General features: G+C 38.0%; 21 protein-coding genes and 2 tRNA genes. 15 read left to right on the top strand and 8 right to left on the bottom strand.

The genetic code is table 11. The features are described from left to right. Position 1: 1 nt before the first annotated feature. From RM539_RS06030 to RM539_RS06015, 4 genes are all read right to left on the bottom strand, one after another. Positions 2-382, bottom strand: a complete 381-nt coding sequence (locus RM539_RS06030) for a BfmA/BtgA family mobilization protein (protein ID WP_121665221.1) — start codon at positions 380-382, stop codon at positions 2-4. Positions 383-926: 544 nt separating this feature from the next. After that, the gene (locus RM539_RS06025) at positions 927-1,124 is read right to left on the bottom strand and encodes a hypothetical protein (protein ID WP_121665222.1); all 198 of its coding nucleotides are present in this window, start codon (positions 1,122-1,124) and stop codon (positions 927-929) included. A gap of 20 nt (positions 1,125-1,144) precedes the next feature. Beyond that, positions 1,145-1,525 (bottom strand): DUF6876 family protein, encoded by a 381-nt coding sequence (locus RM539_RS06020; protein ID WP_121665223.1) that lies wholly within the window; start codon positions 1,523-1,525, stop codon positions 1,145-1,147. A gap of 85 nt (positions 1,526-1,610) precedes the next feature. Further along, positions 1,611-1,958, bottom strand: coding sequence for a single-stranded DNA-binding protein (locus RM539_RS06015; RefSeq protein ID WP_121665803.1), 348 nt, complete (start codon positions 1,956-1,958; stop codon positions 1,611-1,613). Positions 1,959-2,615: 657 nt separating this feature from the next. Between RM539_RS06015 and RM539_RS06010 the strand changes: the two genes are divergently transcribed. From RM539_RS06010 to RM539_RS06000, 3 genes are all read left to right on the top strand, one after another. Next, positions 2,616-2,774 carry a hypothetical protein gene (locus RM539_RS06010; protein ID WP_311502518.1) on the top strand — a complete coding sequence of 53 codons (159 nt, stop codon included), beginning with the start codon at positions 2,616-2,618 and terminating at the stop codon, positions 2,772-2,774. 115 nt (positions 2,775-2,889) lie between these two features. Further along, positions 2,890-5,409, top strand: a complete 2,520-nt coding sequence (locus tag RM539_RS06005; protein WP_121665224.1) for a DEAD/DEAH box helicase — start codon at positions 2,890-2,892, stop codon at positions 5,407-5,409. Positions 5,410-5,420: 11 nt separating this feature from the next. Further along, positions 5,421-5,505, top strand: a tRNA-Phe gene (locus RM539_RS06000). Positions 5,506-5,670: 165 nt separating this feature from the next. On the opposite strand, the gene RM539_RS05995 is transcribed toward RM539_RS06000, so the two are convergent. The 4 genes from RM539_RS05995 to RM539_RS05980 form a co-directional block, all read right to left on the bottom strand. Then, positions 5,671-7,104 (bottom strand): hypothetical protein, encoded by a 1,434-nt coding sequence (locus RM539_RS05995; protein ID WP_121665225.1) that lies wholly within the window; start codon positions 7,102-7,104, stop codon positions 5,671-5,673. Continuing rightward, positions 7,091-8,119 carry a nucleoid-associated protein gene (locus tag RM539_RS05990; protein WP_091266139.1) on the bottom strand — a complete coding sequence of 343 codons (1,029 nt, stop codon included), beginning with the start codon at positions 8,117-8,119 and terminating at the stop codon, positions 7,091-7,093. Before RM539_RS05990 ends, RM539_RS05995 begins: the two co-directional genes overlap by 14 nt. 338 nt (positions 8,120-8,457) lie before the next feature. Beyond that, positions 8,458-9,711 (bottom strand): site-specific integrase, encoded by a 1,254-nt coding sequence (locus tag RM539_RS05985; RefSeq protein WP_121665226.1) that lies wholly within the window; start codon positions 9,709-9,711, stop codon positions 8,458-8,460. A gap of 227 nt (positions 9,712-9,938) precedes the next feature. After that, a tRNA-Pro gene (locus RM539_RS05980) sits at positions 9,939-10,013 on the bottom strand. A gap of 222 nt (positions 10,014-10,235) precedes the next feature. Between RM539_RS05980 and RM539_RS05975 the strand changes: the two genes are divergently transcribed. The 12 genes from RM539_RS05975 (at position 10,236) to lepB (ending at position 22,562) form a co-directional block, all read left to right on the top strand. Further along, positions 10,236-11,426 (top strand): PQQ-dependent sugar dehydrogenase, encoded by a 1,191-nt coding sequence (locus tag RM539_RS05975; RefSeq protein ID WP_311502517.1) that lies wholly within the window; start codon positions 10,236-10,238, stop codon positions 11,424-11,426. Between the two features lies 1 nt (position 11,427). Continuing rightward, positions 11,428-11,886, top strand: coding sequence for a c-type cytochrome (locus tag RM539_RS05970; protein WP_311502516.1), 459 nt, complete (start codon positions 11,428-11,430; stop codon positions 11,884-11,886). A gap of 203 nt (positions 11,887-12,089) precedes the next feature. Beyond that, complete coding sequence (gene udk, locus RM539_RS05965) at positions 12,090-12,698, top strand: uridine kinase (RefSeq protein WP_311502515.1); 609 nt, start codon at positions 12,090-12,092, stop codon at positions 12,696-12,698. Between the two features lie 19 nt (positions 12,699-12,717). Then, a complete protein-coding gene (locus tag RM539_RS05960) occupies positions 12,718-13,032 on the top strand; it encodes an FtsB family cell division protein (protein WP_311502514.1) in 315 nt (104 codons plus the stop codon). 31 nt (positions 13,033-13,063) lie between these two features. Further along, on the top strand, positions 13,064-14,452 hold the full coding sequence (locus RM539_RS05955) for a methylmalonyl-CoA mutase subunit beta (protein WP_311502513.1): 1,389 nt from the start codon (positions 13,064-13,066) through the stop codon (positions 14,450-14,452). Between the two features lie 2 nt (positions 14,453-14,454). Then, positions 14,455-16,581 carry a methylmalonyl-CoA mutase gene (gene scpA / locus RM539_RS05950; RefSeq protein WP_311502512.1) on the top strand — a complete coding sequence of 709 codons (2,127 nt, stop codon included), beginning with the start codon at positions 14,455-14,457 and terminating at the stop codon, positions 16,579-16,581. Positions 16,582-16,732: 151 nt separating this feature from the next. Then, positions 16,733-17,614 carry an SDR family oxidoreductase gene (locus tag RM539_RS05945; protein WP_311502511.1) on the top strand — a complete coding sequence of 294 codons (882 nt, stop codon included), beginning with the start codon at positions 16,733-16,735 and terminating at the stop codon, positions 17,612-17,614. Between the two features lie 354 nt (positions 17,615-17,968). Beyond that, positions 17,969-18,733: a ParA family protein gene (locus RM539_RS05940; RefSeq protein WP_311502510.1), complete on the top strand. Its 765-nt coding sequence runs from the start codon at positions 17,969-17,971 to the stop codon at positions 18,731-18,733. A gap of 3 nt (positions 18,734-18,736) precedes the next feature. Continuing rightward, positions 18,737-19,645 carry a ParB/RepB/Spo0J family partition protein gene (locus RM539_RS05935; RefSeq protein WP_311502509.1) on the top strand — a complete coding sequence of 303 codons (909 nt, stop codon included), beginning with the start codon at positions 18,737-18,739 and terminating at the stop codon, positions 19,643-19,645. After that, complete coding sequence (locus tag RM539_RS05930; protein ID WP_311502508.1) at positions 19,635-20,219, top strand: DUF5683 domain-containing protein; 585 nt, start codon at positions 19,635-19,637, stop codon at positions 20,217-20,219. Before RM539_RS05935 ends, RM539_RS05930 begins: the two co-directional genes overlap by 11 nt. Continuing rightward, entirely contained in the window at positions 20,219-20,935 is a 717-nt protein-coding gene (gene dapB / locus RM539_RS05925; protein WP_311502673.1) for a 4-hydroxy-tetrahydrodipicolinate reductase, read from the top strand. The genes RM539_RS05930 and dapB overlap by 1 nt, the downstream gene beginning before the upstream one ends. 55 nt (positions 20,936-20,990) lie before the next feature. Continuing rightward, positions 20,991-22,562 (top strand): signal peptidase I, encoded by a 1,572-nt coding sequence (gene lepB / locus RM539_RS05920; protein ID WP_311502507.1) that lies wholly within the window; start codon positions 20,991-20,993, stop codon positions 22,560-22,562. Position 22,563: the final 1 nt, after the last annotated feature.

The following is a 22,563-nucleotide window of genomic DNA, read 5'->3' as shown; positions in this document are numbered from 1 at the left end:
TTTATAGTTCTTTACTTTGGTTTTGCTTTTCTCGGAAACGTACTTCCTTCTTTTCTTCCACAAATTTCTTCTCTAAGATCAAGGGTTTCTTTTTGGGTACTTCGGTCTGAAAAAGGGATTCGATCATCGCCACGGTGGGTTTGGTTTGGGTCTTTTCCATATCCCTCATTATGGCGATTACCGCATTGATCCGTTTCTTTAAATTTGCCTCGATCGTCCTTCCGGTCGGGCCCAGTTTTTCCCGTGGGGATATTTCGTTGTAGAAGAAAAAATCGAGCATCACAGCCATTGCCTCGGTGTGTGATTTGAAGTGTGCTCTTGAAAATTGCTGGAAACGCTTGGCGGTTTCCTTTTTGAATCTAATGCCTATAAATGAGTCCATAATTCGCCGATTTGTCGCAAATCCTTCCCTAAAAATGGGCGCTCACAGGGCGTTTGTCGCAAATTGTAGAAATCTAAATAATCGAATAATTTTTAAGTATTTAAAAATCAGATTATTAACAAGGAAAAGGAGTACTTAACATCGCATCGCGTGTTACCCTCTTGCTACTCCTTTTCGTTCGCCACGGGCGAACAAAAATTTCGTACAATCTGGCTAAAAGCCAATTGCCAATTTCAGGGAAAAAATTTCCCGTTATGTGATTTTTCGATGGGCAGGGTTATCGGCGAAAGTCAAAAAATGGATACCCCTGCGTAAAATTGAATGCTGAATTTCAGCGAAATAAAGATAGGTATTTTTCAACTTATGGGATATAATTTTCTTAAAAAATAGCTTCTTTTTTTAGAAAAAGTATTAAATTTAAACAGTAGACCTTTCAAGGTCTAAAGAACAAAGGGAAAATTCAGGTAACAGCGAATTTTCCCTTTTTAGTTATTATATGTACCCCTGAAATTTCAAAGGTTTTTCCATTCCTATTTAGACAATTTCAAATATTAAACACATAGGTATAACTGTACAGATTCCGTAGTGCTTCCTCTTCGATCATCACATCAAAATTGGTGCAATGTTCTTTGGCATATTTTCGGATATCATCTCCAAATTTATGCTCAACGTCCTTTTTTGAACTTTTTAAAAGGCGCTCTTGGGCTTCCCCGTTCAGGTCTGAAAAATTTAGATAGATCATAATTTTTAGGTTTTGAAGGGTTAGTATTCGCTCGGTAACATCAACGTATTATCCACAAAAAATAACCTTAATTCATCAAGTGGAAAATCCGTTACATTGTATCGGTGGGTTTCAAAAATATTTCCATTGCCATCACTATAAATTATCTCGGCTTCATAGCCTGAATAATCCTGTTTTTCCTTGGGCAACCTTTTAAAGTCGATGGTTACAAAATAGCTTTTGCCCATCAAGGTTTTGGCAAATGCGGAGGTATCGGTTATCAGCCAAAAGCATTCCGCAGCTTCCGCCAAATATTTCAGTCCGTTGGTGTATCGGGTTCTTAATAATGGGATTTGAAACACGGTTTCTGAACCGTGAAAATGTTGTAATCCCTCTTTGATTTCGTTAACTTGTGCTTTCATTGTTATCTAATTTTAATTAATGGATAATGAAAAAGAGGGCGAAACTTTAGACGGAAACGCCCTCTTTATTTTTAAATTAATCGGCTTAACTATTGCCGTCCTTAGTACCTAACAAAAGAATTTCATTGGCTTCCACTTCGGTAACATATCTTTTGATACCGTCCTTGTCCTCGTAGCTTCGGGATTTCAGTTTTCCCGTTACCCCGATTTCTTTGCCCTTTCCGGCATATTTCTCGATGATTTCGGCAGTTTTGCCCCAGGCTACTATCGTGTGCCATTCGGTATTTTGGATTTTTTCGCCCTCGCTGTTTTTGTAATACTCATTTGTGGCGAGTGAAAGACGGGCTACCTTTTTACCGCTTTCAAGGTTCGTAATGGTTGGCTCCTGTCCAACGTTTCCGATCAACTGTACGTGATTTTTTAAAGTACTCATAATAAAAGATTTAAAGATTAATTGAAATGCTACCCGAGACCCATTCGGATAGTTTACGTTTATGTTTTTTTGAAGTGATTTACTTATTATATCCAGAGCGTTTTCCTTTTTTTGTTTTTTTAGTCCCGCTTCCTTTTTGATGTTTTTGTAAGATTTCATACTATTCAGTTTAGATTTACTTCCCATAGAGCCGTCCGCTGTTACCTTTTTTTGTTGCTGATACATTTTCAATATTTGGAATTAATAAGGACTTATAAAAGGGAGGTACGACCGGTTATGCAGTCCGTTTAACTTCCAAATGTTGGTATTTTGCTTACAAAAAAACGGTTGGGACAGCGGCGGTGCGGGAGTAGGTCTAAATGCCTTTTGTGAAGTACAAAAACATAGGAGGCGGGACTAAATTATAAATGGAATTCCGATGAAAAGCGGACTCCGTTCACGGTTTCGTATTGGAATGGAGTGCGCTTCCCGGCAGCGCGGGAAGGGCAAACGGAACGGAAAGTAGCAATCGGGGACGGTGTCCAAGACCTTTGTAGGGAAGCGCTTTGCCCGGAATGTAGCTTTTCGCGGAATGGAGCGGCAATGTGCTGACCGGCTTATGAAAACAGTTTATCCTTTGAAGTAGGATTTAAAGCGGACTTGACTTCAAAGATGTAGATGGGAATGGAGTTTGGCCGCTTCCCGACCTTTCTCGGGAATGGGCGGGCAAGTGGAATGGAAATCGAAAGCTTTGGAGTTGTGTCCAAGACCTTTTTAATGAAGCGCTTTTCCCGAAATGAAGCTTTTTCTGCGGAATGCAGGGGAATGGCTGAATAAGGTAAGAAACATAGCATTCATTCCAATTCATTAACTAATGAAGATTTAAGGTCTATCAGTTAATAGATTTTTAAGATATTTGTTAATCAAAATATAATAAAAATCAAAACTATATATGAATATATTTAAGAAAAAATTAGAAGACACATCTCCAAAGGAATTAAATTTTGAACCGATAGAATTATTTCAAGATTTGTTTCATAAGGAGGGATACGCGTATTTAAGAGGAATACAGGAAGAGGTATTAAATTCTTGGCATAGCATAAGGGGTCAACGAGATGTTTTGTGCAAAATGAATACAGGGTCTGGAAAAACTCTGGTAAGCCTATTGATGCTGTACTCAAAAATGATTGAAGGAGTTGGTCCAAGTTTGTATCTATGTCCAGACAAACAATTATTAGAACAGGCAAAGTTGCAAGCGGATTTATATGGGATATCTGTCTGTGAAATTGAATATCACGGGCAAAGAAGTGTTTTTCCGGATGATTTTTTAAACTCAAAAGCCATCTTATTATGCACATTCCAAAAATTGTTCAATTCACGTTCCATTTTTGAAAGGGATAATATTGACGTTGGTTCAATCGTCCTTGATGATGCCCACGTCTGTCTTGACAAAGCTAGAGAAGCAACTACATTAAATATACCCTTCAAACACGACTTGGCAGATAGGTTACTGAAGTTATTCGAAGAAGAACTGAAATACCAAGCCCCAGGAACTTATCACAGACTAATTCAAGGTGATCCGTATGCGAAAATACTCAAAGTCCCTTATTGGGCTTGGTTAACTCGTATTAACGAGTTAATAAAACTAATAGGCAGTTTTAGTGAAGACAGAGAACTTATGTTCAAATGGGGTTTAATAGCTGACGACTTGAAATCTTACGATTGTTATGTCGGGCCCAAAGGAATTGAGATAGCACCATCCTATGTGCCATTTCATAATATTAGAGCTTTTAATGAGGCCAAACATAGATATATTTTATCTGCTACATTTGAAGATCAGATTGATTTAATTAAAGATTTAGGTATTAATATTAATAGTATAAAGAATGCCTTGATCCCTAAAGATCGTAAAGACGTTGGGCAAAGATTGATCCTTGCTCCTCAAAGATTTGATTCAAGAATAACAGATAAGCAGATTATGACATTGGCCAAAGAATATTCTGAATCTGGTATAAATGTAATGGTACTAACACCTTCCTCTAATAGGGCGACTAAATGGGAAGATTTTGGTGCAGAAATAATTAATAATGATAATATAAATGAAGACATCGCCAAATTAAGAACTGAGAAAGGATTATTCTATGTTTTAGTTAATCGCTACGATGGGGTTGACTTGAATGGAGATATGTGCCGAGTTTTAATATTAGATGGTTACCCATCATTCAGTTCTTATGAACAACTTTATGCGGAATTACGCTTGGAATCTGTCAAGGCTTCTTTGAAAGCGCAGATAATAGAACAAGGACTTGGTAGAGCTGTAAGATCAGGCAGCGATTATTGTACGGTTTATTTAATGGGTAAAGATTTACTGCAATTTGTGGGTAACAAATCAAACTTGCAATATTTCACACCAGTAACCCGAAAACAACTGAAACTTGGACTATCACTTCTAGATGATGAATCTACTGATAACTCTCTTCAGACTATTAGGGATACCGCAAACTTATGCTTAGTTCAAGATATGAGCTGGAGGGAATATCATTCAGAAATACTGTCAAAAGTGGATGTTGAAAAAACTGACGAACGAATCATAAAAAATCTAGAGGTTGCAGATTCTGAATCACAAGCAATCGAAAATTACAGAAGAAGGGATTTTGAAGGTGCATCGAAGCTAATATTAGATAAAATAGTTGATACGGTTGAATTGACCGACAAGCAGAAGGGCTGGTATTTTGAAAAAGCAGCTAATTATCTTCACTTAGATAATGCACCAAAATCAAATGACCTTCAAATTAAAGCAGCACAAACAACTTCCCATATGCTGCAATCAAAAAATGGACATAGTTATACGAAAATTATGGCTAGTGAAGAGCAGGCATCTCAAGTTTTAAATTTTATCAAGCAATTTGAGACTTCCCAAGACTTTAAAATGTATTTTGAAACCTTATTGGAAAATCTTCAATTTAGTCAAGATATACCTCATACGAAATTTGAGAATGCTTTTGCTGAAATAGGTAGGCTTATAGGTTTTTACACTCAGGAACCTGAAGCGGAATTTGGAAATGGCCCTGATGTACTATGGGTGATGACTGGAAATCATTACCTCGTTTTAGAAGCCAAGTCTAGAGCCATACACGATGAAATCACCAGAGATAATATTAATCAATTGTTAGGTTCAGGTGAATGGTTCAAAAAACTCTATGGGGGTGCTGCAAATTTTAATTTGGTTACCATTCAACCTCCAAATATAAAAGGATGGAATGTAAATACAAGTGAAAATACACGAGTGATTGATGAAGAATCATTAAATTTATTAAAAGATAATCTTAGAAGATTTGTTGATGGAATCAATAATTCAGGTTTCACGGCAACTAGTACTAAAGAAATAGCTAACTTATTGGGCATACACAATTTAACGACAAACGGTTTTTTGAAAAGTTTCTTAAAACCTGTAATTTCTAAAAAAGGATAATCTTTTAAAATATAGGTGGTCGAGTGGTCTAAGGCACCTGATTGAAGATCAGGCGTACGGGAAACTGTACCGGGAGTTCGAATCTTCCTCTATCCGCAAATACGTAAGTATTATAGCCCGCAGCTTCTGTTGCGGGCTTGTTGGTTAAATCAAGACCTTGAAATGAAACACTTTTTTTGAATACAGCTTTTCCAACAACGTAAGAGAGGAATTAAGTGTAATTTGTGTACCAATGAGTAGACACAACCTGATATTTAAAAATTAAATAGCTTCAGATAAATAAAGTACAGCAAACGTAAGAACAACCATAGTTAAAATCCATAGGATTACATAGACGCTTATTCTTGTATTAAAATATGATATTTCATCATCAAATTCAGAGTCATTTTTCAAAATTCGCTCAATGTCCGATTTTTCCATTATATCTAGGTTTTTTGACTTAACATTTTGATAGTGTTTTTTTATTCTATCCCTCATCGTGATAACCGACCAAATTGTGTAAATAAGATATATTACGGATATTCCTATAAAAGCGAAGAAAAGCACAGTAGTATCTTTGGTGAAAATCTGTTCAAAATCTTTTTTAATTAGGGTTCTAATTACGTAAACAGACATAAAAAAGGATATGTAGAGAAAATTACTTTTTTGATAGTTTGTTCTTAATTCTTGAAGGCTACTCCTTATTTCTTTTAAAATATCAGCTAATTCATCATTGATTTTTGATCTAACTTTGAGATATTGTGAAACATTTTCTTTGAGGTAAATTTTGTGTCCTGAGAGAATAGAGCTAAATACTGAATCATTTAAAATTATGTTGTTTGCGGTAATATGTAGGGAAATAATGTTTTTCGATATGCCTAGTTTATCTGCAATATTGGCACTATCATCAAAAATCCAATTGTTAATTTTTGAATATATGTCGTATTTCTCTGTTAGATCCTTCGCAGGTATCTTTCCTTGAAAAAATTTATAACCTTTTAACTGGTAGAATAAATTCTCCCCCTGCAAATAGGTAACATCAAATAGGCTCGTAATTGAAAATAGATTACTTAAATTCGTAAGACGGGACTGTAAAAAAGGACAACTCACTTTTTTCTCTGAAACTCTAAAATCACTCCCTATGTATGGATATTCGTTATTTTGATCAAAGTTCGAATATTCAGGATATGCTTTTAAATTTTTGTTTACAGAGGTTGAATCATTTACTCTAATACGCTTTGAATACAAATAAGCTTGTTTGTTTTCAATTATATTGAAATTGACAAAACCATTCCTTTTTATATCACTAGAAGTTGTCTTTAACAGTTCAATGGCCGATCTAGATTGAACCCACTCGTTAAAAGCTTTTTCGCAATATACATTTCTATTAGCCTTCCTTGTATTTTTGTAAATTTCTAATTTTATTGATAATTTATCATCTGGAAGAAGTTGAAGCCCATTATACTCACTAACAAAACTATGATCTATAGAATTCGAACAGGTCAATAAATTTTCATCCTCATTTAGAGTAATTGTCAAGCTCCATTCATCAGAAATATCATTAAAAAAGTTATTTAATTTTCCTTCATTTCTTAATGATGTTTTTTTCTTGACAATTCCTGAAATGATAGTCTTTTCATAGCGATCATCACAAACAAGATTGTCTCCATTGGAAAAAATAAAACCTACTATTTCTGAAATGTTATTCATCTTCATTTCTCAAAAACTCTTTATAAACATCTTCATTTTCTGTTAAAATCTGTAAATACATTTGTCCACTGCTAGTTTTACCCGAGCGTAATGTTTTTCTGAAATGAGGCACGTCTGTTTTTAAGTACAGATCAATTGCATCAGATACTTTGACCCTAGTGGACATTCTTTTTTTAATGTGTTTTTTTGAAATATCAAATGCTTTATCAAAACCTAAACTGGATGGTAAAGATCTAATTTTAGCAACCAAGGGATCAATTTTTAAATTTTCATCCTCAGGTTCATAATTTGAGAAAAGAGTTTCTATAAAATCTTCTATTTCAAATATATCCTTCCTGCGATAGTAGCCAACGAAGCTGTTTCTGAGAATACGATAATCAGCTGGATGTTTCTTCTTAATTCCGCTAAAAACACGGGTGTCAAAAAAATCCATAGATTTTTCTGTATTAAAAGCATCTGTATGTTTAGCTTCAAGCTCTAAAAATTCTCTCCACCAATATTTAGATAAGTTAGCATCCAAGACATCGACTTCATCTGCAACAATTCCATCTTTCAAATGTATCAACGCTGCTTTAAAAATCTTTTTATCCCAAGGCAATCCACTACGAATCGTAAGAGAATTTTCATCAAGAAATTCATTATGATCGGCCTTACAAATAATAATATTTTCCTTTCCATCTATTTCAATATATGCTTGGAACAAACTGCCCTTTAAAATATCTACTTTTAATTTCTTATTGTCAAGCTGTTGTTGGGCATCTTTTTCTTTATTTAAGAGGCGCTGGGCAGCCAAATTAATTGATTTTTTCCGGTTGTTATCTGTAACGATATCATCTAAAACATTTCTTACCTCTGATTTTGAACTAGAAAATATATACTGTCTTTTTCTGGGGCTATCCGTTATTTCCTTAAATAGTTTGTCTGTATATTCCTTTAAGGAGTCGCTATGTGTAATGTTAATATCTCTTATTGAAGAGTCTCTATGATTTATATGGTTAAGGGAAGCATATTTTATAGTCATAAATAAAAAATTTTGTTAAAGATATTAATATTACGGAAAATCAATTCTTTTCTTCAAAATTATCTTGATAATTACAAATAGTCATTCACTTTTATCAATGGTATTTTACGAGTTTACCATTGATTATAAGCAAACTTTACCACTTATATTTTTATTTAGATTTAAAACCATAAACGAAAATTTACATTTGCGTAGTAAGCTTTCCTATTTTAAGGATATAAAATGACTTAACACAGAAAATTATGGCTCAATAAAAAACCAAAATCAGCAAAGGATTAGACCAGAAAAAATAAGAGCGCCGACTGGATTAGAACCTAAAAGGTGTTTTCCAAACCGGATTATTGATAAAGTACCCTTGTTTCGGCCTTGTCCGTGGTGTTTAATTTACTCCGTAACGAACGCATATCCGATGACACTTTTTGTTCGATGACCCTAGCATATATCTGTGTTGTAGAAAGCTTGGTATGCCCCAACAGTTTTGATACGGTCTCAATGGGCACGCCATTGGAAAGGGTAACGGTAGTGGCAAACGTATGTCTGGCCGCGTGGAACGTAAGCTTTTTATTGATTTTTAGGATTGTCGCTATTTCCTTCAAATATTTATTGATCTTTTGATTGGAAAATACCGGCAGCAGTTGTTCCTGTTTGTTTTCGGTATCTTGGTCATACCTTTTTAATATATCAAGGGCTTTATCCAAAAGCGGGATTTTAACCGCTTCATCGTTCTTTTCCCTTTTTGTAAATATCCAGTAATCCCCATCGATGCCTCTTACGATATGGTCGTCGCAGAGCAATTTCACGTCGATATAAGATAATCCCGTGTAACAGGCAAAAACAAAAACGTCCCTCGTTTTTCGGTGCATCCCTTTTGAAAGCTGACCGGATTCCAAGACTTCAAGTTCCGATTGTGATAAAAATGCCCGTTGGTGTTTTGTGAACTTAAGTGAGAACCTGACAAAAGGGTCTTTCTCGACCCATTCCAACCGAAGGGCAAGGTTCATCATCTTTTTCAAACGTTCCAAATGTTTCATAACCCCGTTGTTCTTTAAGGGCTGGGAACGGTTTATGGATTTTCCGGTGCGTAGGAACTGTTCAAAGTCAATGATGAATTTGTACGACAGCTGTTTCAGAAAAACGTCATTGGTCTTTAGTTTGCGCTTCAAATACCGTTTAATATAGCGTTCCGTTGTGAAATAATTTTTCAACGTGCCGGGCTTGAGTACTGAAACCATATTCTCATTATGGTAGGTAACCAGTTGAAGCAGCGTTTTGTGCTGTTCATCTTCCCCGAGATAACGGGCTTTGATAGCTTGGGCGGTAACGTATTTGGATTCGCCCAGAAGCTGTTTGTGGCATTCCAGTAAATCGGAATAGACCTGGTCTAAATAGACATTGAGGGCTTTCCCCTCAGAAGTTCTCGAATTTGCCCTCTTGGAACGGGTATCCCAATAGGTAACCGATGTGGATCGTTTTAAACTGATCTCGGCACGTTTCCCATCTACCGTAATACGGCCATAAATGGGTGCCAAATCATCTTTTTTCTTGGCCATACTCAGCCAAAAATGAATACTAAAAGTCTTTGAAGTCTGCATAAACTCTCGCTTTAAGTGAATAATCGATTTGTTTACGAAAGTCAAATCGCTGCGAAAGTCAAATCTATTGAATTACCAATGTAGTGAAAATTCTGGTAACAATTTAGGTAACCGAATAGGTAACCTTTGAATTGATATTATAGCCAATCTTATGATTTCAAGAAAAATGAAAATCCTTGATTTTCATAAGATTAGCTATATTTTGGTGTCTATTGACACCGTAATTGTCGGGGTGGCAGGATTCGAACCTGCGGCCTCCTGCTCCCAAAGCAGGCGCGATAACCGGGCTACGCTACACCCCGTAACTAATAGATTTCAAAGTTTCAGGTTAAGCTTCACTTTTAAAGCAGAACTCTAACCGGTGGAATTTATCCAGAAAATACCAGAATTTACACTCCTGACTTTGCAATTTCATCCCATTGTGGCTGCAAATATAATAATTCTTTTTGGTCTGCAATAGAAGTTTTTATTTTTTATATCTTAGTCGATTAACAAGAGCTTTTAGGCTTTATTTAATTTGAGCTATGAAAAAAATAATTTTAAGCGCAGCCATTATATTTTCCTTCTATGCCTGTGGCGATAACGGAAAATCGCAGGAAACTGCTTCTGTAGGTGCTGAAACAGATTCTACCGAAATTCAACAAAAAGGAGTGCCCGATCCTATTCCGGCCGAATCCGCTTCAGATAAATACTCTTATGAAATGGTGGTATCAGACCTGCAAATTCCATGGGGTTTCACTTTTCTTCCAGACGGAAGCATGCTCATCACTGAAAAAAGCGGGGAAATAATCCATTATAAAGATGGCCAAAAAGAACAGATTTCCGGAGTACCCGAAGTTTATCAGCGTGGACAAGGCGGCCTCTTGGATATCGTACTTCATCCCGATTATGAGAATAACGGGTGGATATATATTACCTATTCCTCTCCCGAAGGAACTGAAGAAGGCGGTAATACTGCTTTAATGCGTGGGAAACTGGAAAATGGCAGTTTTACAAAGAAAGAAGTTTTATATAAGGCAGCTCCAAATACCACCAAAGGACAGCATTTTGGTTCAAGAATTGTTTTTGACAGGGATGGTTATTTATATTTTTCTGCAGGGGAACGTGGAGCGCGAGAAGTAAACCCACAAGATATTACCAGGGATAATGGTAAGGTGTACAGATTAAATGACGATGGAAGTATTCCTTCCAGCAACCCATTTATGGATAAAGAAAATGCTAAAGAATCTATATATTCATATGGGCATCGTAATCCTCAGGGAATAATTTTGCACCCCGAAACCGGAGAAGTATGGGTTCACGAACATGGACCACAGGGAGGTGATGAAATAAATGTAGTAAAAGCAGGAGAAAATTACGGATGGCCGATATTGACCTATGGTCAAAATTATGACGGCACTCCTATCACTGAGGAGCAATCAAGACCAGAAATGGAAGACCCTATTTTTTACTGGTTACCTTCTATAGCCCCTAGTGGGATGGCATATGTGACTTCGGAAAAATTTCCGGATTTGAGAGGGAATCTTCTGGTTGGTTCATTAAAATTTCAATATCTGGAACATCTTATATTAGATGGAAAAAAGGTAACAAAAAGAGAAAAAATATTGGAAGATATTGGAAGAGTTAGAGATGTTAGACAAGGGCCAGATGGAAACATTTATGTTTCAGTAGAAGGAAAAGGAATTGCAAAATTAACCAAACAAGATCAGCAATAAAATGAAAAAATTACTGCCTGTAGCCCTTGCATTAGCGATTTTTGCCTGCAAATCTGATAAAAAAGAATCACAAAATGAAGAAGAGTCGTATGTGATTCCGGCTTCCGAAAAATCTGTTTCTCAATCACCCCTTCAGGAAAGTATAACCCGGGGAAAACAAGTTTACGCAGATATTTGTGTAACCTGTCATTTACCAACCGGGAAAGGAATTCCCGGTACTTATCCTCCTCTTGACGGTTCAAACTGGCTTACCGAAAAAAGGGAAGCAAGCATCTATGCCGTAAAATATGGATTACAGGGTGAGATTACAGTGAATGGAGAGCAATATGATAATATGATGCCTCCAATGGGACTGAGTGATCAGGAAGTGGCTGATGTATTAAATTATGCAATGAATTCATGGAGTAATAATGTTCAGGAAAGAATCACTACAGAAGAAGTAGCGGAAATTCAAGAATAAGCAGAAAGAGAGCTCCTTATTGCTCATCATATCAGGAATAATATAAAAAAGATCTTTGTTGCAGCTATGCCGGAGATCTTTTTCTATTTAGCATCAGCCAAAAGCATATATAACATCAAGATTCACAAACCGCAAAGATTTTAAAAGTGCTGCCTTCTGTTTGCTTTTTAAAATGAATAATTAAATTTGCCAAAAATTATGCTATGCTCATTATTGGAATCGCCGGTGGTACCGGAAGCGGGAAAACCACTGTTGTTAATCAAATTATAGATGAATTGAAAAATGAGGAAGTTGATGTAATTTCTCAGGATTCCTATTATCAGGATACTTCCCACCTTAGCTATGAAGAAAGGGTTAAAATAAATTTTGACCACCCAAAATCTATAGATTTTACACTTTTGGTTTCTCATCTAAAGGCATTAAAAGCAGGTAATTCTATAGAAGAACCATTATATTCTTTTAAAGAGCATAACCGTACCGGAGAAACACGAACTATTGAACCACGAAAAGTTCTTATCGTGGAAGGAATTTTAATACTCACCCATCCAGAAGTAAGGGATATGTTTGACATAAAAATTTATGTGCATGCTGACAGCGATGAACGGCTTATCCGAAGGTTAAAAAGGGATATTAATGAACGCGGGCGTAATCTGGACGAGGTGCTGTGGCGCTATCAAACCACTCTGAAGCCTATGCACCAGCAGTTTATAGATCCCACTAAAGAATTTGCCGATATTATTATACCCACCAACAGGTACAACACTGTAGCTGTTGATATTGTTCAAACAATCATTAAGGATCGCTTAAGCTAATTTTGTATATTTAACGCAAATGAAGTGGAAAAAGTTACGTAACAAACCCTGGTTTAGATTTATAAGCAACAGATATATCCTGCTAAGCCTTATTTTTGCAGGCTGGATGTTTTTCCTGGATAGTAATTCCTGGTTTATTCATCATGAACTAAATCAGGAAATTGATGAGCTTCAGGAAAACAGGGAGTATTATCAAAACCAGATCGCTCATGACAAAGCTATAATCAGGCAACTGCAGGATTCAGTACAGCTGGAGCAATTCGCAAGGCAAAAATACTACATGAAACGTGCAGATGAGGATATTTACATCATCGAGTACGACACGATTGAGTAACGGCATTCTTTAGCTGTTTAAAAAACTATACATGAAGGAATCACTATTTCAGGAATTTGAGGAAGTTTCTGCCCAACAATGGAAACAAAAAATTCAATATGACCTTAAAGGTGAAGATTACAATGAAAAACTCATTTTTAAAAGTCTGGACGGAGTTGATGTTAAACCATTTTATAGTACCGAAGATGTTCAGCAAACAATCTCCACTCCTTCCCCAAAAAACTGGAATATTTGTGAACGCATTTATGTTGCTTCAGTAAAAATCAGCAATAAAAAAGCTTTGCATGCACTTGAAAAAGGAGCAGAAAGCCTGTGGTTTATTATTCCTTCGGAAGAAACCGATCTTAACCTTCTTCTGAAAAATATCAGTGAAAAAACACCTGTTTATATTAGCACTCCGTTTTTTTCTTTAGACTTTTTCGGAAAAATTAAATCCATGCTGAAGGAGAAAGATTATAAAATTTTTCTTCAGCATGATATTATAGGAAATTTGGCAAGAACCGGAAACTGGTTTTCCAATCTTACAGAAGATCATCAGGTACTGGATGAAATTTTCAGCAAATCTGAAGGTTTTAAATCAGTAATTTCAGTAGATATTACTTTATATCAAAATGCCGGCGCCACCATTCCGCAGCAATTGGCTTATGCTGTGGCACATGCCAATGAATACCTGAACCATTTTAACCAAAATGATTTCTTCGGAAAAAAGAAAAACTTAGATATTCAGTTTATAAACGCTTCCGGCTCTCATTACTTCTTCGAAATTGCCAAAATCAAAGCCTTGCGCTGGCTGTTTTCAACTTTGGCAAAAGAATATAGCATTCCTGAAAACTGCCATATTCTGGCCATGCCCTCAAAACGAAATAAAACTTTGTATGACTATAATGTTAATTTACTACGTACCACTACCGAAAGTATGAGTGCGGTTCTGGGTGGTGCCGATACAGTTTATAACTTGCCTTATGATGCTGTTTTTCATAAAAATAACGAATTTGGAGACCGCATTGCCCGTAATCAATTACTGGTAATGAAGAACGAAGCATATCTGGATAAGGTTTCCAACGCTTCAGAAGGTTCTTATTACATTGAAAATCTTACCCGACAATTCGCCGAGATGGCATTGGATATTTTTAAAGATATCGAAAAAGGTGGTGGTTTTTTAAAACAACTGAAAGAAGGGATCATTCAGAAGAAAATACAGGAAAGTGCCGGCGCAGAACAGGAAAAATTTAACCACGGAGAAGTGGTGCTAATCGGCACCAATAAATTCCCGAATCCTGAAGATAAAATGCAAAATGAATTGCAATTATTTCCATTTCTGAAGAAAAACCCAAGAAAAACATTAATTCAGCCTATCCTGGAAAGACGTCTAAGTGAAGAATTGGAGCAGGAAAGACTGGAAAAAGAAAAAGCCGAATAAGTATGCAGAGGAAAGATCTTCAACATATAAAATTAAGCGAACCTCAATTGGAATCAAAAGTTCAGGACACTTCAAAATTTGAAACTCCTGAAGAAATCCTGCTAAAATCTTCCTATTCTAAAGAAGATATTCGGGATGCAGAACATTTAAAATTCGCCGCCGGAATTCCTCCTTATTTACGTGGTCCCTACAGCACGATGTATGTCAGCCGACCCTGGACCATCAGGCAATATGCTGGTTTTTCTACTGCCGAAGAGAGCAACGCCTTCTACAGGAGAAATCTTGCCGCCGGGCAAAAAGGACTTTCCGTAGCGTTTGATCTTCCCACGCATCGGGGGTACGACAGTGATCATGAGCGTGTGGTGGGCGATGTTGGAAAAGCGGGAGTCGCCATAGATTCCGTTGAGGACATGAAAATCCTTTTTGACCAGATTCCGCTTAACAAAATGTCGGTTTCCATGACCATGAACGGTGCGGTGCTTCCAATTATGGCCTTTTATATTGTTGCCGCAGAAGAACAGGGCGTAAAGCCGGAAGAGCTTTCCGGCACCATTCAAAATGATATTTTAAAGGAGTTTATGGTGCGTAACACTTACATCTACCCTCCTACTCCATCCATGAGGATTATTTCCGATATTTTTGAATACACCTCTCAAAAGATGCCAAGGTTTAACAGCATTAGTATTTCCGGCTACCATATGCAGGAAGCCGGTGCCACCTGTGATATTGAACTCGCCTATACTTTAGCTGATGGATTGGAATATATTCGCAAGGGCCTGGATGCCGGGATGGATATTGACAGCTTTGCCCCCCGCCTTTCCTTTTTCTGGGCCATTGGAATGAACCATTTTATGGAAATTGCCAAAATGAGGGCGGCGCGTATGCTCTGGGCAAAACTGGTAAAGCAGTTTAACCCGAAGAATCCAAAATCTCTTGCCCTGAGAACTCATTCCCAAACCAGCGGATGGAGTTTAACCGAGCAGGATCCCTTCAACAATGTCGCCAGGACCTGCATTGAAGCTGCTGCTGCTGCTTTTGGCGGAACACAAAGCTTACATACCAATGCGCTGGATGAAGCCATTGCCCTGCCCACAGACTTTTCCGCAAGAATAGCCAGAAATACTCAGCTTTACCTTCAGCAGGAAACAAAAATTACCAAAACTGTAGATCCCTGGGCGGGGAGCTATTATGTAGAAAGCCTTACTGATGAAATTACACAGCGTGCCTGGAGTTTAATTCAGGAAGTGGAGGATTTAGGCGGAATGACCAAAGCGATTGAAGCCGGAATCCCGAAGATGAGAATTGAAGAAGCCGCGGCGAAGAAACAGGCCAGGATAGACAGCGAAACAGATATTATTGTTGGCACAAATAAATACCGGCTGGAGAAAGAAGATCCCCTGGTGACGCTGGAAGTGGATAATCAAACTGTAAGAAGACAACAAATTGAAAGGCTAAAAAAAATAAAAGGAGAAAGAAATACTGAAAAAGTTAAAAAAGCTTTGGCCGATTTGTCTTCCGCCGCAAAAAATAAAAATGCTAATTTGTTGGCACTTGCTGTAGAGGCAGCCAAATACCGAGCGACCCTGGGGGAAATAAGCGATGCCCTGGAGGAAGTTTATGGCAGGTACAAAGCCAAGGTACAATCCTTTAGCGGCGTTTATTCAAAAGAAATGAAAGACAACACCTCTTTTCAAAAAGCAAGAAGTCTTGCGGACAAATTTGCCGAACAGGAAGGCCGGCGCCCACGTATAATGGTAGCAAAAATGGGCCAGGACGGCCATGACCGTGGTGCAAAAGTAGTCGCAACGGGTTACGCCGACCTTGGTTTTGACGTAGATATTGGTCCACTTTTTCAAAACCCAAAAGAAGCTGCCAAGCAGGCTGTGGAAAACGATGTACATATTTTAGGAGTTTCTTCCCTGGCCGCAGGCCATAAAACACTTGTGCCGCAGGTGATAGAAGAACTAAAAAAACATGATCGTGAAGATATAATGGTAATTGTAGGTGGTGTAATTCCGTCCCAGGATTACCAGTTTTTATTCAATGCTGGCGCAGTGGCAATCTTCGGCCCGGGAACTAAAATTAGTGATGCTGCTATTCAGCTTTTGGAAATTTTGGTTGAAGAGTGAAGAGTTTTTCCATTCAGAGTTTATAGTACAGCGTGGAAAACTATAAAAATAGAAGAGAAACGAGGCGGAAAACAAATTTGTTACCACAAAATTTAGCATTTAGAATAGATTTTTGAAAAAAACCAATAGCTTTTCGCTTATAGCCTAAAATATGGACTACACCAAAAAAATGCTTAGAGATGATGCCCTGAATGGAAAAACCATTGTAGTTACCGGCGGTGGCAGCGGACTTGGAATGGCGATGACAAGATCTTTCCTGGAACTAGGTGCAAAAGTTGCCATTACTTCAAGAAACCTGGAAAAACTTGAAAATACTGCTTCAGAATTAGAAAAAGAGACCGGTGGGATATGTTTGCCAGTTCAGTGTGATGTACGGCATTATGAGCAGGTAGAGCAAATGCGGGATAAGGTAATTAAAGAATTTGAAGGAATAGATGTGTTGCTAAACAATGCTGCGGGAAACTTCATCTCGCCTACCGAACGATTGAGCGCAAATGCCTTTGACACCATTATAGACATTGTGCTTAAAGGAAGTAAAAATTGCACACTTGCTTTTGGAAAAAACTGGATAGATAAAGCTGAAAAGGACAAGGTTGTACTTAATATTGTAACTACCTACGCGTGGACAGGCTCTGCTTATGTTGTGCCGAGTGCGACTGCCAAGGCAGGAGTTTTAGCAATGACACGTTCTCTTGCGGTAGAATGGGCAAAATACGGCATCCGGTTTAACGCCATTGCTCCCGGACCATTTCCAACCAAAGGTGCGTGGGACAGGCTCCTTCCGGGTGATTTAAAGGATAAATTTGACCTGGCTAAAAAAGTTCCGCTTAAACGTGTGGGCAAACATCAGGAATTGGCAAATTTGGCAGCCTATCTGGTATCTGATTTTTCAGCTTACGTAAATGGTGAAGTTATTACCATAGACGGGGGCGAATGGCTTAAAGGAGCCGGCCAATTTAACTTACTGGAAGCCATTCCGGAAGAAATGTGGGACCAGCTGGAGGCGATGATCAAAGCAAAGAAACAAAGTTAGGTTCAGGATTTAAAAATTCAGGTTTCGGTTTTAAGGTTATTGTTGTCTGTTGTCTGTTGTCTGTTGTCTGTTGTCTGTTGTCTGTTGTCTGTTGTCTGTTGTCTGTTGTCTGTTTAAGAACGTACAAAATCACAGTCCTAACCGACAACTTTTTTCGCTCTTTATCTTTCACTTCTAACCTCGTACTTCTTTTCACTTTTCACTCTCCTCTCCCGGCTGTAAACTGAAAACCTCAAACAAAAAAGTGATAACAGATAACCGACAACAGATATTTCCTTTATAAGCTGTTAACAAAATCATTTTATATACCTATAATTAATTGTATTTTTACGCTTCAAAAATCGAGTACAATTAATGGGTAAAATCATTGCTATTGCCAACCAGAAAGGTGGTGTCGGAAAGACTACAACTTCAGTAAACCTGGCGGCTTCACTGGGGGTACTGGAGAAAAAAGTGCTGCTTATTGATGCCGATCCCCAGGCGAATGCAACATCGGGATTGGGAATTGATGTTGAAACTGTGGAGCTGGGTACTTATCAACTCCTGGAACATTCAACAGATGCTGCTAAAACCATAATGGACACCGGTTCTCCAAATCTTGACATTATTCCTGCACATATAGACCTGGTGGCAATAGAAATTGAACTGGTAGACCAGGAATCCAGGGAATCTATGCTAAAAAAGGCAATTACTCCCTTAAAAGAGCAATACGATTATATTTTAATTGATTGTGCTCCTTCCCTTGGACTGCTTACCCTCAATGCACTTACTGCTTCAGATTCGGTTATCATTCCAATTCAATGTGAATATTTTGCCCTGGAAGGTCTGGGGAAACTGCTGAATACGATTAAAAGTGTTCAGAAAATTCACAATAACAAACTGGATATTGAAGGCCTGCTGCTTACTATGTACGATTCGCGGTTACGACTTTCCAACCAGGTGGTGGAAGAAGTACAGAAACATTTTGATGAAATGGTTTTTGAAACAATCATTCAGCGAAATGTACGTTTAAGTGAAGCCCCCAGTTATGGCGAAAGTATTATTAATTACGATGCCGGCAGTAGAGGCGCTACCAATTACCTGAGTTTGGCGCACGAAATTATAAAGAAAAATTCCTAGAAGATGGCGAAGGCAACGAAGAAACAGGCGCTTGGACGCGGACTTTCAGCACTGCTGAAAGATCCCCAGAATGATATAAAATCTGCAGAAGATGAAAATGCCGATAAATTGGTAGGCCATATTGTGGAACTCGATCTGGCTTCTATTGAAGTGAACCCTTTCCAGCCCAGGACCAGTTTTAATGAAGAATCACTGAAGGAGCTCGCTTCTTCCATCAGGGAATTAGGTGTAATCCAGCCAATTACCGTTAGGAAACTGGATTTCAATAAATATCAGCTTGTTTCCGGAGAAAGGCGTTACCGGGCTTCTAAGCTGGTAGGACTGGAAACAATTCCTTCTTACATTCGTATTGCCAACGACCAGGAATCGCTGGAAATGGCGCTTGTTGAAAATATCCAACGCCAGGACCTGGACCCTATTGAAATTGCCCTTTCTTACCAACGGCTTATGGACGAGATAAGCCTCACCCAGGAACAGTTGAGCGAACGTGTGGGGAAAAACAGGTCTACGATTGCCAATTATCTAAGGTTGCTAAAACTGGACCCGATTATTCAAACCGGCATGCGGGATGGTTTTATGTCTATGGGGCATGGCCGTGCACTCATAAATGTAGATGATCCGCAACTGCAACTGGATATTTACGAAAAAATTCTGCAAAAATCTCTTTCAGTAAGAGATACTGAAAAAGTGGTGCGGGAAATGCAGGAAGAAAAAATGGGCAGGACAAAGACTGCTACCAAAACGTCTTCAGTTGCTCCGGTATATAAAAAAGGAGTAAAGGAGTTTACAGAATACCTTGGAACTAAAGTTGATGTAAAAGTCTCTAAAAAAGGTAAAGGAAAACTGACTATTCCTTTTAATTCCGAAGAAGATTTTAACCGCATCAAAAAACTTATCCAGGGTGAAGATTAAAACGCTCATTTCAACAGGTCTTTTCCTTTTATTTTTTTCTGCAATTAGTATTGCCCAGGAAGATTCTCTTGCTGTAGAACAATTGGGAGAAGTCCGGGATTCCATTAATTTAGATGAAGATTATGAGCCTTATAATGCACTTGCTCCAGCCAAGGCAGCCTTCTATTCTGCTATTCTTCCGGGATTGGGCCAGGCCTATAACGGGCAATACTGGAAAATCCCCATAGCTTATATAGGGTTGGGAATTGGTGTATATTTTTATATTAATAATGACGATCAATATAATAGGTATCGGGACGCATATAAAGACCGGCTTGCCGGCAGGGAAGATGAATTTTTAGGTAGAATTTCTACGGACAGGCTTATCAATGCTCAGGAATTTTATCAGCGAAACAAGGAAATTTCCATACTGGTTACTGCAGGGATTTATATTTTAAACATTATAGATGCTAATGTCACTGCACACCTGCAGCAATTTAATGTAAATGAAGACCTTAGCTTTAAGCCAAAAATGAACTATGATGTTTTAACAGGCAAACCTAATTACGGAATGTCTTTAAATTATAATTTTTGATGAAAATTGCACTTTTAGGATACGGAAAAATGGGGAAAGCGATTGAAGAAATCGCAGTAAACCGGGGCCACGAGATAGTACTTCGTGTTTCTGAAGACATAGAAAGCTACAACCTGAATGATGTTGAGATAGATGTTGCCATTGATTTCAGCATTCCAAAGGCAGCTTTTAAAAATATAACCACAGCATTTAAACAGCATATTCCTGTTGTTTCGGGTACTACCGGTTGGCTGGATGATTATGACAAAGCAACAAAAATCTGCAAAACAGAGGACGCCGCTTTTATTTATGCTTCAAATTTCAGCATTGGAGTAAATGTTTTTTTTGAGCTGAATAAAAAGCTTGCTCAAATGATGAAAGGATTGCAAGATTATTCGGTGGAAATTGAAGAAATACATCACACTCAAAAACTGGACGCCCCCAGTGGTACTGCCATAAGCCTGGCGCAACAGATTATTTCTGAAAACCCGAATAAAAAGAACTGGCAGCTGGATCACGCCGATAAAGATGAAATCCCTGTATATGCGAAGCGAATTACCGATGTTCACGGAACGCATACCGTCTCTTATAAATCTACCATTGATACAATTGAAATTATGCATATGGCACATTCGCGGCAGGGATTTGCCCTTGGCGCAGTAATTGCCGCAGAATGGCTAAAAGATAAAAAAGGTGTGTATAGCATGAAAGATGTGCTCGCAAGTCTTTTTGAATGATTTATAGTAACAATTCAGCATTTTGCGTTACCTATAACAGCAAACAATATTTATTATGACATTTACAGAATGGTTTCTGTTTTTCCTGGTAATACAGGTAATTCATTTCCTTGGCACCTGGAAACTTTATAAAAAAGCAGGAAGACAAACCTGGGAAGCAGCAATTCCTATATATAATGCGGTTATCCTGATGAAGATAATCAACCGCCCGTGGTGGTGGGTTATTCTTCTTTTTATCCCCATTGTAAATCTTATCATGTTTCCGGTAATTTGGGTGGAAACCATCAGGAGTTTTGGAAGACATTCCACTGCCGATACCTGGCTGGCAATTCTTACTCTTGGCTTTTATATCTATTATGTAAATTATGCGTTAGACGTTAATTATATTGAAGACAGGAGCCTGAAACCACGTACAGAAGTTGGAGAATGGGTTAGTTCTATTTTATTTGCGGTAATTGCGGCCACCATTGTTCATACTTACATTATGCAACCCTTTACCATTCCCACTTCTTCTTTGGAAAAGACGTTGCTGGTGGGGGATTTTCTCTTTGTAAGTAAATTCCATTATGGTGCACGTCTGCCAATGACTGCAGTGGCTTTCCCAATGGTTCACGATACTATTCCGGTTTTGGGAGTAAAATCTTACCTAAGTGAACCGCAAATCCCATATACCCGCTTTCCTGGATTTGAAAAAATTGATCGGAATGATATTGTTGTTTTTAACTGGCCGGTAGATACTGTAAATGCTTTTCAGCAATGGGGAGATGGGAAATATTATTACAAGCCTATAGATAAAAAATCCAATTATGTAAAGCGTGCGGTTGGAATTCCCGGGGATTCTTTAAGTATTATAGATGGCAAAGTTCATATTAATGGAGAACCACTGGCATTACCCATGCGCGCTAAAGTCCAGCATTCTTATTCCGGATACACCAAAGGACAGGGCTTTAGTTCCCAATATATGATACAGGAATTGGGGATTACCGATGGCTACGGCTATAATCCCAATACAAACGAATTCTTTATCCAGTCACTTACAGATGAAGCCTATCAGCGCTTACAGAATCATCCAAATGTAGCATCCATTCAGCGCAGGATTGATTCCGCAGGAGTAAAACTCTCTAATATTTTTCCCAATAACAATAAAGTAAACTGGAATGCTGACAATTTTGGAGCGGTATATATACCAAGGGAAGGAGTTACCGTACCTATAGACCAGCAATCTCTGCCATTTTACCGGAGAATAATTGAAACCTACGAAGGCAGTGAATTAGGAGTGGATAATGTATTTACACTCAACGGAAATCGCGTGTTGTTAAATGGGGAAGAAATTAATTCATATACCTTTAAGCAGAATTATTACTGGATGATGGGTGACAACCGAAACAACAGTGAAGACAGCCGCTTCTGGGGCTTTGTTCCTGAAAACCATGTGGTGGGAAAACCTGTATTTATCTGGTTTAGCTGGGATTCCAATGCAAACGGAATTATGAACAAGATCCGGTGGGACAGGCTATTTACCACTGTGCGCGGCCAGGGTACTCCTGTTTCTTATCTTCCATATGCATTGATGATCGTGGTGGTGCTTATCGCTTTCAATTATTTCAAAAAAAGAAGAAATTCTTAAC

It is taken from the genome of Autumnicola musiva (assembly GCF_031846585.1).
GTDB classification, from domain to species: domain Bacteria; phylum Bacteroidota; class Bacteroidia; order Flavobacteriales; family Flavobacteriaceae; genus Autumnicola; species Autumnicola musiva.
This window is presented reverse-complemented; position numbering and strand designations above follow the sequence as displayed.

Bases quoted from the DNA above. Each gene is read 5' to 3' on its own strand.
- RM539_RS05975 (WP_311502517.1), top strand. From the start codon at position 10,236: ATGAAAAAAATAATTTTAAGCGCAGCCATTATATTTTCCTTCTATGCC.
- RM539_RS05945 (WP_311502511.1), top strand. From the start codon at position 16,733: ATGGACTACACCAAAAAAATGCTTAGAGATGATGCCCTGAATGGAAAA.
- RM539_RS06030 (WP_121665221.1), bottom strand. From the start codon at position 382: ATGGACTCATTTATAGGCATTAGATTCAAAAAGGAAACCGCCAAGCGT.
- RM539_RS06025 (WP_121665222.1), bottom strand. From the start codon at position 1,124: ATGATCTATCTAAATTTTTCAGACCTGAACGGGGAAGCCCAAGAGCGC.
- RM539_RS06015 (WP_121665803.1), bottom strand. From the start codon at position 1,958: ATGAGTACTTTAAAAAATCACGTACAGTTGATCGGAAACGTTGGACAG.
- RM539_RS06010 (WP_311502518.1), top strand. From the start codon at position 2,616: ATGGGAATGGAGTTTGGCCGCTTCCCGACCTTTCTCGGGAATGGGCGG.
- RM539_RS05935 (WP_311502509.1), top strand. From the start codon at position 18,737: ATGGCGAAGGCAACGAAGAAACAGGCGCTTGGACGCGGACTTTCAGCA.
- RM539_RS05990 (WP_091266139.1), bottom strand. From the start codon at position 8,119: ATGACTATAAAATATGCTTCCCTTAACCATATAAATCATAGAGACTCT.
- udk (WP_311502515.1), top strand. From the start codon at position 12,090: ATGCTCATTATTGGAATCGCCGGTGGTACCGGAAGCGGGAAAACCACT.
- RM539_RS05955 (WP_311502513.1), top strand. From the start codon at position 13,064: ATGAAGGAATCACTATTTCAGGAATTTGAGGAAGTTTCTGCCCAACAA.
- RM539_RS05995 (WP_121665225.1), bottom strand. From the start codon at position 7,104: ATGAAGATGAATAACATTTCAGAAATAGTAGGTTTTATTTTTTCCAAT.
- RM539_RS05960 (WP_311502514.1), top strand. From the start codon at position 12,718: ATGAAGTGGAAAAAGTTACGTAACAAACCCTGGTTTAGATTTATAAGC.
- RM539_RS05970 (WP_311502516.1), top strand. From the start codon at position 11,428: ATGAAAAAATTACTGCCTGTAGCCCTTGCATTAGCGATTTTTGCCTGC.
- RM539_RS06020 (WP_121665223.1), bottom strand. From the start codon at position 1,525: ATGAAAGCACAAGTTAACGAAATCAAAGAGGGATTACAACATTTTCAC.
- RM539_RS06005 (WP_121665224.1), top strand. From the start codon at position 2,890: ATGAATATATTTAAGAAAAAATTAGAAGACACATCTCCAAAGGAATTA.
- RM539_RS05985 (WP_121665226.1), bottom strand. From the start codon at position 9,711: ATGCAGACTTCAAAGACTTTTAGTATTCATTTTTGGCTGAGTATGGCC.
- dapB (WP_311502673.1), top strand. From the start codon at position 20,219: ATGAAAATTGCACTTTTAGGATACGGAAAAATGGGGAAAGCGATTGAA.
- RM539_RS05940 (WP_311502510.1), top strand. From the start codon at position 17,969: ATGGGTAAAATCATTGCTATTGCCAACCAGAAAGGTGGTGTCGGAAAG.
- lepB (WP_311502507.1), top strand. From the start codon at position 20,991: ATGACATTTACAGAATGGTTTCTGTTTTTCCTGGTAATACAGGTAATT.
- scpA (WP_311502512.1), top strand. From the start codon at position 14,455: ATGCAGAGGAAAGATCTTCAACATATAAAATTAAGCGAACCTCAATTG.